The organism is Marinobacter shengliensis, assembly GCF_030297115.1.
Lineage (GTDB): Bacteria > Pseudomonadota > Gammaproteobacteria > Pseudomonadales > Oleiphilaceae > Marinobacter > Marinobacter shengliensis.
The window spans coordinates 358,405-373,958 of record NZ_AP028062.1 but is presented as its reverse complement, the minus strand read 5'-3'; the positions used below and the strand labels follow the sequence as shown (position 1 = coordinate 373,958).

Below are 15,554 nucleotides of genomic sequence, written 5' to 3'. Positions count from 1 at the left end.
AGCAGCTTGAGCGGACCTCCACTGAGTTAAAGGTAAGCGCCGGTTCGATTACCTTCCAATACTATCTGATAGGAACAGCCATACCTTTTGGGTATCCAAACAAAAACGCTGTACGGACCGGAGCACGGGCAAGACGCTTCGATTACTGGTTAAGCGGCGGTCAGCAATTGCTCGCAGGCTTCACGAACCCGCTGATAGGCGGGCCGCACTTTGGGAACCCCAGTTTCTCTGACACTGGCAAAATCACCAGCTCGAGCCCACTCAAAGACTTCGTTACGGGCACTTCTATAGTCAGACAGTGCGGCCTCCAGCTCTTTAATCGTTGAATGATAGGACACCGGCTGATCGCTTCTTGTAACGCAGAGGCCAAGCTGTTGATCTACAACCCTATCCAATTCAAGAATTCGTTCAATATGAGGGCTCGCCATTTCTGGCGTGTTCGAATTGACCACCATGATGTTGTGGCCCCGAATCTCTTCCACGGAATCAAGGATCAACAGTTCTGGTCCGGCACTCACGTCAAGGTGATTCACCAAGTCTTGCATATTCACCAGCTTCAACATCAGCTGTCGGAGGTCCCGATTGCAATGCTGAACCTTGGAGTCAATATCACTCGCCAATTCTCGTATCAGACCTCCTGCGTTCGCCACCCCTACTGAAGCTTCCGCCTGCTGCAATGCCTGCTCAGACATCAGTTCAACTTTTTGAGAAACCCTTCGGGACTCGAGAACAATTGCCTCAAGTGCGTTATTGGCATCCTGCGCTCCTGCGACAGCTAGTTCCGACGAACTTGAGGTCTCCCGCAACTCCGCCTGAAGTGAAACAATCGAACGATTGGCAGCCTCAATAATTTCGCTGACGTTAGTCGTTGCCTCTGAGGTTCTTGCAGCCAACTGCCGAACTTCATCAGCCACAACGGCAAACCCCCGGCCGGCCTCCCCCGCCCGTGCAGCTTCAATTGCGGCATTCAGCGCAAGCAGATTGGTCTGGCTTGAGATGGTCTCAATCAGTGTAACGATACCGCCAATATTGGTGAGATGGCCCTGAACCTCGTGGAACTGCTTTTCCGATCGCACCACCGAAGCAGTCAACTGAACGACCAGATCTCTAACCTGGGCAACCTTTGTCTCACCACTTTCTGCATCGGCACACACCTTTAACATCGCTCCGCACCCATCTTTCGCAGAATCGGCGACCTGCTGAATTTCAGAGGCAATGGATTCGAATGCTGCGATATCGTCCTGAGCTCGAGCGGATTGACGATGACTGGAGGCAACTACCGTCGTAAACCCAGATACCAAGGTGCCGGTTGAGACAGTCAACTCCCTGGAGAGCGAATGGATATTTCCTGCCGCCTGAATTTTCTCTTGCAAGATGGAAGAGAGTTGTTCAACTTTTTCGGGTAGCCCTCTGACCTTTACCGAATTCTCCGGCAAAAAATGGCCAAGCAGTTCATCGAGATAGGCGAGCGCTTTTCGCTCTCGGCGCCAGACCAGATAAGCGAAGACAGTAACAACAACCGTCCCGAAAAATAATGCCAACATCAGCATCAGCCACCTCAGGTTACGGGTGAACCAAGAATAAAAACACCATCCATGGTTAAACAGGCCTTCCTATGGTCACGTGGGAGCATCAACGCTTAAGTTGATTCTTTCTGGATTCAATTTCCGTTTTTCGCAGGCTATCGGCAAACTCTCCACCAATGCACCAATCCTCTGGCGCCACTGGAATGCATCGCCCCCGCACCCGCTGAAGATCTAGGCCCAAGACATCCTCAATCAGACCGCAGAAGCCTTTGGCAATCTGTTGTCGCTGCGTCAATGACCGACCCTGCAGCACAATAAACTCAAAAAACACCGATGCAGCCCCCGGAACATTGCCTTCCACGGCAACCATATCCTGACTGCACGGTATAAAGATCACGCGCACACGCTCTTTCGGACATTCAAGAACATTGGCATAGACATCAGAGGCTCGATCCAGGAATTCTCTGACGGAATCGTTGTTGGGCTCAGAGCCCCACACATAAAACTTGGCTACAGGCATTATTTACTCCCTATGGCAGACCGCGGCGACGCCCCGAGTCCAGCATCATTGTAGAACCGGTCATAGCCCTGGCTTCGTCAGCCAAAAGCGTTGATACCGCCCAGGCAACCTGATCAGGCGTAGTAAACGACCCGGTAGAAGACTCTAAGCGCATCTGTTCGAGCACGTCTTCTACTTCGAGACTATCTCTCTGGGCTCGGGCCGTTGCGACCGACCGTAAGCGCTCTGTGTCCGCTGGACCAGGCGCTATGGTGTGTGCCGTAATGCCACGCATGCCGTATCCCAGGCTTAGCTGCCGAACCACATTAACCAATGCTGCGTTAGCAACACCCGCAGACGCAGCATATGCCGTGGGTTCAAGCCCATAGTGCCCGCCGATGGCAATGATCCGGGAGCCATCAAAAAGATGGGCTTCAGCAGCCCTAACCAAGCGAAGGATTCCCCCGACCTTTATGTTGACGGCCTCTAGCACCACCCCAATATCAGCATTGAGAATACCTCCAGCGACACCAACACCCGGGCCATGAATCAGGGCCTTCACCGGCCCCGACAAAGATTGCCTGATGACCGCAACCGAATCATCCGACGCGATATCCGCAGGGCAGGTACGAAGGCCAGGCATTTCTTCTGCCAATGACCGGAGTGCCGACTGGTCACGGGCAACCGCCAACACATCCATCCCCTTGGACAGCAAACTGGCTGCAATGACCTGGCCAAAGACACCTGTAGCACCAACGACTATCGCAGTCTGGCCCACCAATGTTGGAGTTTGCATAACGTTCCTTTTGTTTTTATGTCTGAGCCCATCGACATAAACTGGGATATCCATGAGCCGAATTGACTTGAGTTTAGGAAGGCCAAAAGATACCGTCTAATACCATTTGATAGACCCCCCAATACCTAAATCGTATCAACTGAAAGGGTAACCCCATGGATCTTCGCAAACTGCGTTATTTTCTTGCCGTTGCCGAGGAAGGAAACCTTGGTCGTGCTGCAGCCCAATTACATATCTCCCAGCCGCCATTAACGAGACAGATTCACCAGCTTGAGCAGGAATTGGCCGTACAGCTTTTTAACCGGACGCCAAAAGGTATGGAATTGACTGAGGCCGGCGTCTTGCTGGCCCAGGAAGCACGGAACATCTTCTCTCTCGTACAGCAGGCCTCAGAAAAAACGCAGCGAGCCAGTCAAGGAAGGCTTGGAAGGCTGGATATTGCCGTTTTTGGGTCCGGCGTTCTCGACACCATTCCGCGCTTGCTGCTGCGCTTCAAGCGAGACTTTCCGGAGGTACGAGTGGTTCTCCATACAATGGAAAAAGAGGAACAAATCCAGGCTCTTAGACAGCATCGAATCAGCCTTGGGTTCAATCGCATGCTGAAGCCCGTACCTGACATAGACAGTGTACTCGTTCAAAAGGAGCCACTTCTGCTAGCTGTTAATGAGAACAGCCAGTTAGCAAGACAGCCTTCGATCCACTTTCGAGAACTGGCAGACCATCCCATGGTGCTCTTTTCTTCGAGCGGACGCCCCAACTTTGTCGATAAAGTTATGTCGTTATGCTACTCGGCAGGGTTTACCCCTGAAATAACACAAGAGGTTGGCGATGTCGTCACGGGGGTTGCCTTAGTCGCAAGTGGTTTTGGGGTATGCCTGGTTTCCAAATCGGGAGCTACGCTTTCAATACCGGGAGTTGTTTACAGGGAGATCTCAGATATGCCGGAGAATTCAACCATTGATCTATCCTGTATATATCGAGCAAACGACAACTCTCGATTACTAGCATCTTTTCTGGACACTTTGGATAGATTCAAGCGCGAAGAAGAATCAAAGTTTGATTCATGAGCCATCACTACACCACTTCTTCGAATGGTGCCGGCAGCATTGTGACCACCTAGATATATACGATTTTAAGAGCCGCCATTCTTCTAACGTGACTTACAAAAACAGCGGCCCCGGCTTCCCGAAAAGATACCCCTGGAAATGGTCACAACCATGCGCCACCAGCCAGTCCCGCTGGGCCTCAGTTTCCACGCCTTCGGCGATGACCTCAAGGCCAAGGCCCTGAGACAACCCGATGATGGAATCCACAATCGCGGCGCTGGCCGGATTGGTGGTCAGGTCACGAACGAACGACTGATCAATCTTGATCTGGTCCAACGAAAGTCGTTTGAGATAGCTCAGTGATGAGTATCCGGCGCCGAAATCATTTAGCGAGAAGCGCACACCCAGTTGTTTCAGGTCGTTCATTGCTGCAGAAATCCGTTCCGGATCGTCCATCAACAGGCTTTCAGTCACTTCCAGTTTCAGTAGCCCGGGCGGGGCGCCAGTCCGCCTGAGAATCGTTGCTACCTGCTCAGTAAAGCCCACGCCAGAACCTGGCGCTCTCGTGGTTGGTCTTGCGGTACAACCTGGGAGTCTGTTTCAGTCATCCGGTGTTTCGTAGTGATTGGCTCGATGAAGATACTGCGACCATGGTATCGGTCGACGGGGCTTTTGATCGTGTCCCTTCCTGAAACCGAAGCCACTCTACTATAGTTGATAGTTGCGGTGCCTGTAGGCTTTATTCCCCGCACACGCTGTTTCCGTAACCCTAAGGAGTCTTCATGGAACTGCCCGCCTACCTGAAAGTCATGGCCGACAAGGGCGCCTCTGACCTGTTCTTTTCTACCGGTTCACCGGTGATGATGAAGGTCGAGGGCAAAACCGGCCCGATCACCCAGAACTCCCTGGCCTCTGGCGCGGTCCGGCAACTGGCCTATTCGGTGATGAACGACAAGCAGCGGGCCGAGTTCGAGAAGAACCTGGAACTGGACATGGCGGTCGGGGTGAACGAGGTTGGGCGCTTCCGGGTGAATGTGTTCTGGCAGCGCGGAGAAGTCAGCATGGTGGTGCGCCATCTGCGCAACGACATTCCCTCCATTGAGAGTCTTGGCCTGCCATCGGTGCTGAAACAGCTGATCCTGGAACCTCGCGGATTGATACTGGTGGTTGGCTCCACGGGCTCCGGCAAATCCACCACCCTGGCCTCGATGATTGACCACCGTAACGGCAACCAGTCTGGTCATATTCTGACGGTGGAAGACCCCATTGAATACACCCACAACCACAGGAAAAGTGTGGTTAACCAGCGGGAGGTGGGGGTAGACACCCGCTCCTATAACGAAGCGTTGCGCCGGGCCATGCGGGAAGCGCCCGATGTGATCATGATCGGTGAGATCCGCGACCGGGACACTATAAAACACGCCCTTACCTATGCGGAAACCGGCCACCTGTGCATCTCAACCCTGCACGCCAGCAACGTGGACCATACCATGCGCCGGATTGTGAACTTCTTTCCCGAGCACGCCCACAAGGAGCTGTTCATGGATATGAGCATGCACTTGAAAGCGGTGGTGGCCCAACGTCTGCTGAAGGGTAAAGACAGCAAACGAGTGGTCGCCGTGGAAGTGATGCTTGCCAGCCCCTACATTCGGGACCTGATCTCCAAGGGCGAAATTGATGGCATCGCGGACATTATGACCCGGGGCGGCGAGCACGGAATGAAAACCTTCGATCAGGCCATTCTCGAGCTCTACAACGCGGGTAAGATTACCCGGGAAGAGGCTCTCAACAACGCCAACTCCAGGCACAACCTGGAAGTCAAGATTCGCCTGGCCAGCGGCGGCCTACAATCGCCCAGCGACCTGCTGAGCATTGACGAAAGCTGAGTCTAACAACGAAAAACGCCCCGATTGACGGGGCGTTTTCTGGACCGGAGACCTGATCAGATCTTGGTCATTCTCAGGTAAGGACGCAGTTCGCTCCAGCCCTGCGGGAACATCTCCTTGGCCTTTTCGTTGTCGATTGACGGCGGAATGATCACCTCACCACCCTTACGCCAGTCGGCAGGCATCGCACACTTGTTGGCATCCGCAAATTGCAGGGCATCGATGGCGCGAAGGATCTCGTCGAAGTTACGACCAACCGCCATCGGGTAGGTCATGGTCAGGCGCACTTTCTTGTTCGGGTCGATGATGAACACGCTGCGCACAGCGGCGGTTTCGCTCTCGCCCGGGTGAATCATTTCGTACAGCTGAGCAATCTTGAAGTCTTCGTCGGCAACGATCGGGAACTGCAGATCACAGCTCTGGGTGTCGTTGACGTCGTCGATCCACTTCAGGTGCTCTTCTACCGAATCGGTAGACAGACCCAGAGGCTTGACGTTGCGGGCTGCGAACTCTTGCGCCAGCTGGGCAGTACGGCCCATTTCAGTGGTACATACCGGGGTGAAATCAGCCGGGTGGCTGAAGAAGAACACCCAGGAATCACCAGCCCACTCGTGGAAGCTCATTTGGCCTTTGGTGGTGTCTACGTTGAAATCCGGGGCGGTTTCGCCGAGTCGAATTGTCATGTCATTTCTCCTGTCGGGGTTTCACATCAGTGGTTTTGTTAACAGCAAGTTCAGAGTAAGCGAGTCCTTTCGTTATATCAATTTCAATATATCTATAGCTATATTAGTTTTAAGCAAATGATCGATGGCTTGATCATCCTGCCTCCTTATCCAGCAAATCACGGATGGATTGCGGGTCGTGCCCTGCTTCGTGCGCGGCCTTAAGCAACATCGGGATGTTGCATTGCGGATTCTGGGCGCGGCTCTGGGCCCACATATGCACCGCTCGCCGGCCGGTCCTGCAGAAGCCCAGGATTGGTGTCGGCGCCGCATCCAGCGCCTTGCCGAACGCTTCGACATCGGCGGCGGTGTACTCGCCAGAGGCCACCGGCACACAGAACCATTGCAACCCCGCGCGCTCCGCCGACTCACGAAAAACATCCTCACTTTCGTAGCCTTCTTCGCCCACCCGCCGGTTGCAAATCACCGCTTTGAAACCCTGCTGGCGAACGCTCTCGAAATCTTCAAGGGTAATCTCGTCCGAAATCGCAAATCCGGGTTCAACAAAATGCACTTTCATTACTTGCTCTCCTCTGGGTCAACCTGCTCAAAACCGGTTGACCGGTACTTTCAGATAAACTTGACCGTTTTGATCCGCCTCAGGCATTTCTCCGGCGCGCATGTTCACTTGCACCGAAGGCAGAATCAGCCTCGGCATATCCAGGGTGGCATCCCGCTCGGTTCTCAGGCGCACAAACTCCTCTTCCGCCATACCCTCGCGAACGTGGATATTGCGTGCCCGCTGTTCAGCGACCGTGGTCTGATGCTGATACTCATCCCGGCCCGGGGCTTTGTAGTCGTGGCACAGGAAAATGCGGGTCTCGACCGGCAGTGCCAGCACCTTCTGCACTGATTGATAGAGCACCTTGGCGTCTCCCCCCGGGAAATCACACCGGGCCGTGCCGGAATCCGGGGCAAACAGGGTGTCCCCGACAAACGCAGCGTCGCCGATGACATAGGTCAGGCAGGCCGGTGTGTGGCCGGGGGTGTGAAGCACATAACCCTCAAGCGTGCCTATCCGGAAACGGTCACCTTCTTCGAACAACTGTCCGAACTGGCTGCCGTCCCGGGCAAACTCGGTACCGGCATTGAAGGCCTTACCAAAGATTTCCTGAACCTCAATGATGCGCGCGCCGATACCGGTCTTACCGCCAAGCCGCTCCTGCAGATACGGCGCTGCCGAGAGGTGGTCCGCGTGGACATGGGTTTCCAGAATCCATTCCACCACCAGGCCGTTGTCCTGGACATAACGCACGATCTCGTCGGCTGAGCGAACATCGGTACGGCCAGCGGCGTAATCGAAATCAAGCACCGAATCGATAATGGCACAGGCATCACTGCCCGGATCTTTCACGACGTAGCTGAAGGTATTGGTCGCTTCGTCGAAGAAGTGGGTGACTATTGGCTGTTGCATAGTCGTTTCCTCCTCGTAAATGGTGTGAATCACTCGTTGACCACTAAACCACACAACAAGGAATAACGATATACCTATTAGCAATATGTATTTCTATATCGATTATAGGGGAAGATAATCGGCCAGCTATTTTCGATAGCAATCAATGAATAATGGGGAGGGGGGGGGAGCGGCTAGTGCCGCTCCTCAAGATCTTCGTAACCGGTGATCATGGGCTTGATATGACTGGTCACCGTCGTGCCCATGGTGGCCATGTAGACGTGGGCGGATAATCCGGGCACTACCCTGAATTTGCATCTCACTCTTTCGCCCGACAGTGACAATGTCACTGAACTCGCCCCCAACGCCGCTCTATATTGGTAAGTGACAACCTCACTCAAGGAGCCCAACCAATGACAAATATTCTCAAGCTTTTCACCCTGGCCGTTCTGGTTACACTGGCACCGATGCACGCGATGGCCGCTAACCACGGAAACAAAGGCAGCGCCGTAGAAGAAGTTCTGGTGATTCTGTCCAGCGACTCCCTCCAGACCCAGGGCATGGCCATGGTGCTGGCCAATACCATGGCGGAGAAAGGCACCAAGGTTAACGTGCTGCTGTGTGATGAGGCCGGAGACCTGGCCCTGAAATCCTATGAGGGTGAAGCTCTGGCGCCGCGCAACGTAACGCCCGGCCAAATGCTGCGTGGATTGCTGAAAGCGGGTGGCACCGCCAGTGTTTGTGCTCTCTACTTGCCGAACAGCGACAACAACAAAGACGACCTGATTGACGGTGTTGGTGTCGCGATGCCGCCGCAAATGGCCGACCAGATGCTGGATCGCAAAATGCGCACTTTCACCTTCTGAGGTGATCGGGTAGCCAAGTTATAGCGACAACGCCAGCCCCAGGGCTGGCGTTTCAGGTTCTAAACAGACAACTGAGGTAAACGATGGCCCAAGCTGAAACCTCCCGCCTGCAGAACTTTCCCGTCTCCTGGTTTGCCACGGTGATGGGTCTGGCCGGCCTGACCATTGCCCTGCATCGGGCCGAGGCAGTGCTCGGCCTTCCCTCAACCGTCAGCCTCACTGTGTTGGTTCTGACCATAGCGGTATTTGTCAGCCTGGCATTGCTCTATGCCCTGAAGGCGGCACGATACCCCCAGCAGGTGAAGGCAGAACTGAACCACCCGATCAAACTCAATTTTGCCCCGACCATTTCCATCGGCCTGATTCTGCTTAGTATTGCGCTGCTCCCTCACCACCAGGGCGCGTCTCTGATTATCTGGGGTTTGGGTACAGTACTGCATCTGGGTTTCACGCTTTACGTGCTCTCGGCATGGATTCACCACACTCACTTCGAGATCAACCACATGAACCCGGCCTGGTTCATCCCGATCGTCGGTAACATTCTGGTACCCATTGCCGGGGTGCAACATGGTTTTACCGAGCTTTCCTGGTTTTTCTTCAGCATTGGCCTGGTGTTCTGGCTGGTGTTGCTGACCATCATCTTCAACCGGATGTTTTTCCACCACCCGTTGCCCGGCAAGCTGCTACCCACCCTGTTCATCCTGATTGCGCCGCCGGGAGTGGGTTTTATTTCCTGGCTCCAGCTCACCGGTGAACTCGACAGTTTTGCCCGGGTGCTTTATTACAGCGCCCTGTTTCTGACCCTGATGCTGTTTACCCAGGTGTCGCGATTCCTGAAGCTGCAGTTTTTTCTGTCCTGGTGGGCTTATTCGTTTCCGATGGCCGCCATCACTATTGCCACATTGACCATGTATCAGCGTTTGGAGATCCCATTCTTCAAATGGCTGGGGGTTGGCCTGTTGGTCGTTCTGGTGGTGTTGATCGCGGGGCTTGTGCTAAGAACGGCGATTGCCGTGCGCCGGCGGGAAATCTGTATTGAGGAATAATCGGAACAGAACGGGTGCTTGCCATGACAAGCACCCGAACCACTACGGACGATAGATTTTTTCCGGGTTGGCCTTGGTAGACCAGGGCATTCCGGAGTTCTGCCAGCCATTCTTCAGGCGCATACCCTTCTGCGGACCTTCCTTCAGGGAATCACCCTGGAAACCGTGATCCACGTACTTGACGTTGGTAAAACCGCGCTCCAGCAAATAGTCTGCGCTGGGCTTGCCCCGGGCAGAACCTGAACGACACATGGTGATGATCAGGGAATCCCGGTCCAGCCCCTTTTCAGCCAGCGCGGCATCCACCTCGGCAACAAAATTTTCGTTGATGTCCATGGCGAAAACGGATTTCTCGTCATTGAACCGGGTGCGGTCCACCAACTGGAAAGGAATGTTCAGGTCCACCGCATCGGTGAAGCCGATGAACATGATTTCCACCGGGTCCCGTACGTCAATGAACAACACCTGGTCACCCTGCTCCTGGACCATATCGAGGGTTTCCTGTGGCGTGACTGACAGCGCTTCCTCAGCCTGGGCCGTGGTCACCAGGGCAAAACTGAACAGCAACATCACGAGTAACGATTTCATGGCAATCTCCTGTTTTGAGTCTAGGATTTCTCTTCGAGCATAACGATATAACCTCCCATTTGACACCCGCCAAACCGCTTCGTTCAGCGGCGAAATGTCGCAGCTAACCCTGAATATCCACGACAAAAAGTGAAAATTGACAGACATCAATTATGACGCCAACTCTGACCGGTTTTCCGTGCAGTTGCCGGGGCATTTGTTAACTTTAGTTCAGAGAGACCAGACCCGTCTCATAAGGAGAGTGAACCATGATGAAACGTCCGTTAACCAAAGCCCTGATTCTGAGTCTTGGATTTATGGCAGGGTCCGCTGCCGCGGATCAGCTGCTCGACCGGGCCAGAAACACCTTCGAACCGATTCCCAAATACCCGCCAGTGATAGACGGCAATGAGCTGACCCAATCCAAGGTGGAACTGGGCAAGATGCTGTTCTTCGAACCGCGCCTGTCTTCCAGCCATCTGATCAGCTGTAACACCTGCCATAACGTAGGTATGGGCGGTGATGATTACCTGCCGGTATCCATCGGTCATGGCTGGCAGAAAGGCCCCCGGAACTCCCCGACGGTATTCAACGCGGTGTTCAACGCAGCGCAGTTCTGGGATGGCCGGGCAGCAGACCTTGCTGAACAGGCCAAGGGCCCGGTTCAGGCTGGCGTGGAAATGAGCAGCACGCCGGAGCGGGTGGTTTCTACCCTGAAGAGTATGCCGGAGTATGTTGAGCGCTTTGGCGATGCCTTTCCGGGGCAGGATGACCCGGTAACCTTCGATAACATGGCCATTGCCATTGAAGCTTTCGAGGCAACCTTGATCACTCCGGACTCAGATTTCGACAAGTACCTGCGTGGCAACACTGAGGCGATGAACGAAAAAGAGAAAGAGGGACTGGCCCTGTTCATGGATCGCGGTTGCGCGGCCTGCCACAGCGGTGTGAACCTCGGTGGCCAGGAATACTACCCGTTTGGTCTGGTCGAACGCCCGGGCGGTGCCATTTTGCCTGAGGGTGACCGCGGGCGCTTCGAAGTGACCCAGACAGCAACCGACGAGTATGTCTTCCGTGCGTCCCCGCTTCGGAACATCGAGCTGACCGCACCCTATTTCCACTCTGGCGCAGTCTGGAGCCTGGATGAGGCCGTAGCGGTCATGGGTACCGCACAGCTGGGTACCGAGCTTAATGACAACGAGGTTCAAGCCATCGTTGCCTTCCTCAAGACCCTGACCGGTAATGTCCCTGAAATCCGGTACCCGATCCTGCCGCCGAGCACCGCCACCACACCTCGGCCCACCGACATGGTGCCGTGATCACCTGATCAGCCGGTACCTTTAACAGCGTGCCTCCGGGCGCGCTGTTTCGTTCAGGGCCAGGGCCATACGAACAATTCCCCACCTTTGTCCTGTTGTGCCAATCCTGATAAGCAAGCTATCGTCTGCCTTTACCTGCAGCAGATGAGGTCCTATGAATCCGACCATCGAACTCCTGAAATCCCATCGCTCCATCCGCAAATTCAAGGATCAGCAGATTCCCCGGGAACTGTTTGAAGACCTGATCCGTGCCGGACAATGCGCAGCTACCTCCAACCATGTCCAGGCCTACACCATTATTCATGTGGTCAACCCGGAAAGCCGGCGGAAACTGGCAGAACTGGCCGGGGGCCAGACTTATGTGGAAAGCTGCTCGGATTTCCTGGTGTTCTGCGCCGATATGAAGCGGGCGACCGAATCGGCAGAGAAAGCCGGAGCGGATGTGATTCGAGGTATGACCGAGCAACTGCTGGTGGCCAGCATTGATGCCGCTCTGATTGCCCAGAATGTGGTGGTAGCGGCGGAATCGGAAGGACTGGGTATCTGCTACATTGGCGGTATTCGCAACAACCCGCAGGAAGTGAGCGATCTGCTCAAGCTGCCGGAGCATGTGTACCCGGTATTTGGCCTGTGCCTCGGCTATCCCGACCAGCAACCGGAAGTGAAGCCGCGTCTGCCCCTGGCCGCCATCCTGAAACAGGATGCTTACGACGATTCACAGGATGAACACCTGGTGGCCCGCTTCGACGACACCATGGCCCGCTATTACCGCGAGCGCACCGGAGGCAACAAGGACACCAACTGGTCCGAACAGCTGAAACCGCTGTTTACCAGCAAGCTTCGACCGCACATGAAGGAGTTCCTGAACAAGCGAGGGTTCGGGGTCAAGTAACCCCCTCCCCTCAGGCGTCCTCAAGGATGAGGACCACCAGCTCTTTCGGGCCATGGGCACCGTAAGCCAGCACCTGCTCGATATCCGCAGTCTTGGACGGGCCGGAGACCAGTAACAGGTTCGTGGGCAAACCCGCGGACCAGTTGTGTTTTTGCATCATTCCGTACAGGTTATCTTCCACCTCACTGGCCTTGAGCAGGGCTATGTGCAACGGCGGCAGCAGGCTCATCAGGCGCGGTTCATGACGGTCCGGCCAGAGCACCAGGGACCCGGTGGCTGCAATGCCGCCCACAGTACCGGTTATGCTGGCATCCACCTTCCAGAACAACTCATCTTTCCATTCCTCGATGGGCCGATCGTAGACCATCAACTGAACTTTCGCACTGCTCCGCTGCCAGTGCACCGCCAGCTGTCTGCCATGGGCGGTGCCTGGGGCATATAGCAGGTTGCCCAGACCTCGGCTCTCCAGCAATTCCTGCACTTTGGCAGGCCACTGGGCGCTGGTGACCTGATGAACCTCGGTGTGTACCGCTTCCATCAAAGTGCGCAGGCGGGTAATCCGGTCTTCCGGGGCGTACTGCCAGGGAGTTGTAACCAGACCCTCGTCAAAATCATCAGGCCGGGGCGTGGTGCCGGCCAGGCCGGCACGAAGTTTGTTCAGAATATTGCTGCGAGCGCTCATCACCGATCCCCCTGATTCAGATGGGCTTTGGCAAGATCGTGCAACGACCGGCGGGCCGGCACCGGTGCTGAGTGGTTCTCAGTCCATGGGCCGACGTTTTTCGGTGCCAGCTTGCGCAAGCGGGTCGCGCCCCACAGGAACAACCGGTAGAACACCGGCGACGTGTTCAGTCTGGCCCAGAAGCGCCAGATCGCCCGCTCCTTGCGGGAGTATTTGGCACCGCCATCTTTCACTTTCGGCTGCTCCGCCGGGCTTTTCACGTTTTCCTGCCGCAATCGCTGCAGCATTTCCGGAATCGGAATCTTCACCGGGCACACTTCGCCACAGGCACCACACAATGACGACGCGCTGGGATGATCCGGAACCTTGTGCAGGCCCACCATGTGCGGCGTAATGATCTTGCCGATCGGCCCCGGATACACCTCACCGTAGGTATGGCCGCCCACCCGGGTATACACCGGGCAATGGTTCATGCAGGCGCCGCAGCGGATACAGTTCAGGGTCTGGCGCAACTGGGAATCGGCAAAGGCGCCGCTGCGGCCGTTGTCCAGCAGCACCAGGTGGACTTCTTCCGGGCCATCCAGCTCATCCGCCTTGCGGGGGCCGGAGATCATGTTCACGTAAGTGGTGATGGGTTGGCCCAAGGCGGAACGGGTCAGCAATGACAACAAAGGCACCACGTCCCGCAGGTTTTCCACCACCTTTTCAATTCCGGTCACGGCAATGTGCACCGGCGGCGTAGTGGTACTCATGCGGCCATTGCCCTCGTTCTCCACCAGCAGCAGGGTGCCGGTTTCGGCGATGGCGAAGTTGACGCCAGACACCCCGACGTCCGCCTCCAGGAACTTCTGGCGCAGGGTGCGCCGGCCAATCTGGATCAGCTCGTTCACATCCTCGGTTTCATCCACACCCAGCTTGTCATGGAACAGTCTGGATACCTGAAAGCGGTTCTTGTGAATGGCCGGCATGATGATGTGGGAGGGCTTTTCACCATCCAGCTGGACAATGTATTCGCCCATGTCGGACTCCAGGCACTCGATGTTGCGCTCGGCCAGGTAGTCGTTCATCTCCATTTCTTCGCTGACCATGGATTTGCCTTTCACCACCTGAGCGCCTTTCTTTGCCTCGATGATGGAATGGACAATCCGGTTGGCTTCTTCGGTGGTTTCCGCCCAGTGGACCTTCACACCATTGTCGGTCAGTTTGGCTTCCAGCTGCTCCAGCAAATCCGGCAACCGGGACAGGGCCCGGGCCTTGATGTGGTTACCCAGTTCCCGCAAGCCTTCGCGCTCGTCTTCATCCGGGAAAGCATCGGCGCGCTTTTTCATCAGCGAATCCATAGCCACCCGGAAGTTGGTGCGCAGCTGGTCGTCCGCCAGGGCACCCACGGCCCGGCCACGGAAGCTGTCGGTCAGCTCCTTAATGGGTATGCGCTGGCTCATGGCGTCACCTCACCGCTGACCCGCTCCCACAGGAAGCTGGCCAGGTGCCGGCCCCGGAAGGTCTGCTGTTGTTTTTCCAGGGAGCCATTGATGTTGAGCAGGCAGCCACCATCGGCGGTGACCATTTCCACCGCGCCGGACTCCCGTAGCGAACGGGTTTTGTCCAGCACCATGGCGCCGGAGACTTCCGGCATGCGCACCGAGAACGTACCACCGAAACCACAGCACTCGCTTTCATGGTCGTGGTCCAGTCGCTGCACGTTGGATAGCTTGCCCAGCAGTTCCCGGGCGTGCAGGTGGGTGTTCATTTCCCGGCGGGCAGAACAGGAGGTGTGCAGGGCAATCTGCGTGGGCTGGCCCAGGTCCTGCCAGTCCACTTTACATACATGCAACAGGAATTCGGTCAGCTCGAACGTGCGCTCGGCCAGGCTTTCAACACGCTCGAGGGTATCCGGCTCTTCGGCAAACACTTCCTGATAGTGCTGGCGGAACATACCGGCACAGGAACCCGAGGGCACCACCACCGGCATGCCGTTATCCAGCAGGTTGAGCTGTGCCCGCGCCACCTCCCGGGCCTCATTCACGTAACCAGAGGTCCAGGCCGGCTGGCCGCAGCAAGACTGCGCCTGCGGAAAATGTACGCGAATACCCTCCCGTTCCAGCAGGCGGATGGCGTCCAGCCCAGCCTCGGGGAAGAACAAGTCCACCACGCAGGTGCCAAACAGCGTGACCTCGGCCGGCTTTGCCGGGTAGGTCCGGGGCTTGGGGCGCTCCGGAGCCACACGGGTGGCATTGGGGGCGGCATCGTAGAACAGCTCACTCATCAGTCATTGCCTCCGGGCGATACGGCCACCGGCCGCCCGCCCGTCATC

At 56.0% G+C, this 15,554-nt stretch carries 18 protein-coding genes; 6 read left to right on the top strand and 12 right to left on the bottom strand.

Annotated elements, in window-relative coordinates; all coding sequences use genetic code 11:
* Nucleotides 1-149 precede the first annotated feature (149 nt).
* From QUE75_RS01650 to QUE75_RS01640, 3 genes are all read right to left on the bottom strand, one after another.
* Nucleotides 150-1,550, bottom strand: a complete 1,401-nt coding sequence (locus QUE75_RS01650; RefSeq protein ID WP_286253239.1) for a methyl-accepting chemotaxis protein — start codon at nt 1,548-1,550, stop codon at nt 150-152.
* An 82-nt stretch (nt 1,551-1,632) separates the two neighbouring features.
* Complete coding sequence (locus QUE75_RS01645) at nt 1,633-2,046, bottom strand: tautomerase family protein (RefSeq protein WP_138436936.1); 414 nt, start codon at nt 2,044-2,046, stop codon at nt 1,633-1,635.
* A gap of 10 nt (nt 2,047-2,056) precedes the next feature.
* Nucleotides 2,057-2,821 (bottom strand): SDR family NAD(P)-dependent oxidoreductase, encoded by a 765-nt coding sequence (locus QUE75_RS01640; protein ID WP_286253233.1) that lies wholly within the window; start codon nt 2,819-2,821, stop codon nt 2,057-2,059.
* Between the two features lie 155 nt (nt 2,822-2,976).
* On the opposite strand from QUE75_RS01640, the gene QUE75_RS01635 reads away from it, so the two are divergent.
* Nucleotides 2,977-3,888 carry a LysR substrate-binding domain-containing protein gene (locus QUE75_RS01635; RefSeq protein ID WP_138436938.1) on the top strand — a complete coding sequence of 304 codons (912 nt, stop codon included), beginning with the start codon at nt 2,977-2,979 and terminating at the stop codon, nt 3,886-3,888.
* A gap of 93 nt (nt 3,889-3,981) precedes the next feature.
* On the opposite strand, the gene QUE75_RS01630 is transcribed toward QUE75_RS01635, so the two are convergent.
* Nucleotides 3,982-4,413 (bottom strand): EAL domain-containing protein, encoded by a 432-nt coding sequence (locus tag QUE75_RS01630; RefSeq protein WP_138436939.1) that lies wholly within the window; start codon nt 4,411-4,413, stop codon nt 3,982-3,984.
* Nucleotides 4,414-4,649: 236 nt separating this feature from the next.
* Here QUE75_RS01630 and QUE75_RS01625 point away from each other — a divergent pair, with 236 nt between their 5' ends.
* Nucleotides 4,650-5,753: a PilT/PilU family type 4a pilus ATPase gene (locus tag QUE75_RS01625; protein ID WP_286253229.1), complete on the top strand. Its 1,104-nt coding sequence runs from the start codon at nt 4,650-4,652 to the stop codon at nt 5,751-5,753.
* A 56-nt stretch (nt 5,754-5,809) separates the two neighbouring features.
* On the opposite strand, the gene QUE75_RS01620 is transcribed toward QUE75_RS01625, so the two are convergent.
* From QUE75_RS01620 to QUE75_RS01605, 4 genes are all read right to left on the bottom strand, one after another.
* Entirely contained in the window at nt 5,810-6,436 is a 627-nt protein-coding gene (locus QUE75_RS01620; RefSeq protein ID WP_286253227.1) for a peroxiredoxin, read from the bottom strand.
* Nucleotides 6,437-6,569: 133 nt separating this feature from the next.
* Nucleotides 6,570-6,995, bottom strand: coding sequence for a TIGR01244 family sulfur transferase (locus QUE75_RS01615; RefSeq protein ID WP_286253225.1), 426 nt, complete (start codon nt 6,993-6,995; stop codon nt 6,570-6,572).
* A 27-nt stretch (nt 6,996-7,022) separates the two neighbouring features.
* Complete coding sequence (locus tag QUE75_RS01610) at nt 7,023-7,889, bottom strand: MBL fold metallo-hydrolase (protein ID WP_286253223.1); 867 nt, start codon at nt 7,887-7,889, stop codon at nt 7,023-7,025.
* A gap of 173 nt (nt 7,890-8,062) precedes the next feature.
* The gene (locus QUE75_RS01605; RefSeq protein WP_286253221.1) at nt 8,063-8,191 is read right to left on the bottom strand and encodes a hypothetical protein; all 129 of its coding nucleotides are present in this window, start codon (nt 8,189-8,191) and stop codon (nt 8,063-8,065) included.
* A 90-nt stretch (nt 8,192-8,281) separates the two neighbouring features.
* Here QUE75_RS01605 and QUE75_RS01600 point away from each other — a divergent pair, with 90 nt between their 5' ends.
* Nucleotides 8,282-8,734, top strand: coding sequence for a hypothetical protein (locus tag QUE75_RS01600; RefSeq protein ID WP_286253219.1), 453 nt, complete (start codon nt 8,282-8,284; stop codon nt 8,732-8,734).
* Between the two features lie 83 nt (nt 8,735-8,817).
* On the top strand, nt 8,818-9,780 hold the full coding sequence (locus tag QUE75_RS01595; RefSeq protein WP_286253217.1) for an SLAC1 anion channel family protein: 963 nt from the start codon (nt 8,818-8,820) through the stop codon (nt 9,778-9,780).
* A gap of 42 nt (nt 9,781-9,822) precedes the next feature.
* On the opposite strand, the gene QUE75_RS01590 is transcribed toward QUE75_RS01595, so the two are convergent.
* A complete protein-coding gene (locus QUE75_RS01590; RefSeq protein WP_286253215.1) occupies nt 9,823-10,368 on the bottom strand; it encodes a rhodanese-like domain-containing protein in 546 nt (181 codons plus the stop codon).
* Between the two features lie 248 nt (nt 10,369-10,616).
* Here QUE75_RS01590 and QUE75_RS01585 point away from each other — a divergent pair, with 248 nt between their 5' ends.
* Together QUE75_RS01585 and nfsA are read left to right on the top strand one after the other, a co-directional pair.
* Nucleotides 10,617-11,666 (top strand): cytochrome-c peroxidase, encoded by a 1,050-nt coding sequence (locus QUE75_RS01585; protein WP_061332483.1) that lies wholly within the window; start codon nt 10,617-10,619, stop codon nt 11,664-11,666.
* A gap of 154 nt (nt 11,667-11,820) precedes the next feature.
* Nucleotides 11,821-12,558, top strand: a complete 738-nt coding sequence (nfsA, locus tag QUE75_RS01580; RefSeq protein ID WP_286253213.1) for an oxygen-insensitive NADPH nitroreductase — start codon at nt 11,821-11,823, stop codon at nt 12,556-12,558.
* 10 nt (nt 12,559-12,568) lie between these two features.
* On the opposite strand, the gene QUE75_RS01575 is transcribed toward nfsA, so the two are convergent.
* From QUE75_RS01575 to QUE75_RS01565, 3 genes are read right to left on the bottom strand one after another with little or no spacing between them, the layout of a single operon-like run.
* Nucleotides 12,569-13,240: a LutC/YkgG family protein gene (locus QUE75_RS01575; RefSeq protein ID WP_061332488.1), complete on the bottom strand. Its 672-nt coding sequence runs from the start codon at nt 13,238-13,240 to the stop codon at nt 12,569-12,571.
* A complete protein-coding gene (locus QUE75_RS01570; RefSeq protein ID WP_286253200.1) occupies nt 13,240-14,682 on the bottom strand; it encodes a LutB/LldF family L-lactate oxidation iron-sulfur protein in 1,443 nt (480 codons plus the stop codon). Before QUE75_RS01570 ends, QUE75_RS01575 begins: the two co-directional genes overlap by 1 nt.
* Nucleotides 14,679-15,506 (bottom strand): (Fe-S)-binding protein, encoded by an 828-nt coding sequence (locus QUE75_RS01565; RefSeq protein ID WP_286253199.1) that lies wholly within the window; start codon nt 15,504-15,506, stop codon nt 14,679-14,681. The genes QUE75_RS01570 and QUE75_RS01565 overlap by 4 nt, the downstream gene beginning before the upstream one ends.
* Between the last annotated feature and the right edge of the window lie 48 nt (nt 15,507-15,554).

What these genes read in the sequence shown, in the direction of transcription:
- QUE75_RS01650 (WP_286253239.1), bottom strand. Translation starts at nt 1,550, where the DNA reads ATGCTGATGTTGGCATTATTTTTCGGGACGGTTGTTGTTACTGTCTTC.
- QUE75_RS01645 (WP_138436936.1), bottom strand. Translation starts at nt 2,046, where the DNA reads ATGCCTGTAGCCAAGTTTTATGTGTGGGGCTCTGAGCCCAACAACGAT.
- QUE75_RS01640 (WP_286253233.1), bottom strand. Translation starts at nt 2,821, where the DNA reads ATGCAAACTCCAACATTGGTGGGCCAGACTGCGATAGTCGTTGGTGCT.
- QUE75_RS01635 (WP_138436938.1), top strand. Translation starts at nt 2,977, where the DNA reads ATGGATCTTCGCAAACTGCGTTATTTTCTTGCCGTTGCCGAGGAAGGA.
- QUE75_RS01625 (WP_286253229.1), top strand. Translation starts at nt 4,650, where the DNA reads ATGGAACTGCCCGCCTACCTGAAAGTCATGGCCGACAAGGGCGCCTCT.
- QUE75_RS01620 (WP_286253227.1), bottom strand. Translation starts at nt 6,436, where the DNA reads ATGACAATTCGACTCGGCGAAACCGCCCCGGATTTCAACGTAGACACC.
- QUE75_RS01615 (WP_286253225.1), bottom strand. Translation starts at nt 6,995, where the DNA reads ATGAAAGTGCATTTTGTTGAACCCGGATTTGCGATTTCGGACGAGATT.
- QUE75_RS01610 (WP_286253223.1), bottom strand. Translation starts at nt 7,889, where the DNA reads ATGCAACAGCCAATAGTCACCCACTTCTTCGACGAAGCGACCAATACC.
- QUE75_RS01600 (WP_286253219.1), top strand. Translation starts at nt 8,282, where the DNA reads ATGACAAATATTCTCAAGCTTTTCACCCTGGCCGTTCTGGTTACACTG.
- QUE75_RS01595 (WP_286253217.1), top strand. Translation starts at nt 8,818, where the DNA reads ATGGCCCAAGCTGAAACCTCCCGCCTGCAGAACTTTCCCGTCTCCTGG.
- QUE75_RS01590 (WP_286253215.1), bottom strand. Translation starts at nt 10,368, where the DNA reads ATGAAATCGTTACTCGTGATGTTGCTGTTCAGTTTTGCCCTGGTGACC.
- QUE75_RS01585 (WP_061332483.1), top strand. Translation starts at nt 10,617, where the DNA reads ATGATGAAACGTCCGTTAACCAAAGCCCTGATTCTGAGTCTTGGATTT.
- nfsA (WP_286253213.1), top strand. Translation starts at nt 11,821, where the DNA reads ATGAATCCGACCATCGAACTCCTGAAATCCCATCGCTCCATCCGCAAA.
- QUE75_RS01575 (WP_061332488.1), bottom strand. Translation starts at nt 13,240, where the DNA reads ATGAGCGCTCGCAGCAATATTCTGAACAAACTTCGTGCCGGCCTGGCC.
- QUE75_RS01570 (WP_286253200.1), bottom strand. Translation starts at nt 14,682, where the DNA reads ATGAGCCAGCGCATACCCATTAAGGAGCTGACCGACAGCTTCCGTGGC.
- QUE75_RS01565 (WP_286253199.1), bottom strand. Translation starts at nt 15,506, where the DNA reads ATGAGTGAGCTGTTCTACGATGCCGCCCCCAATGCCACCCGTGTGGCT.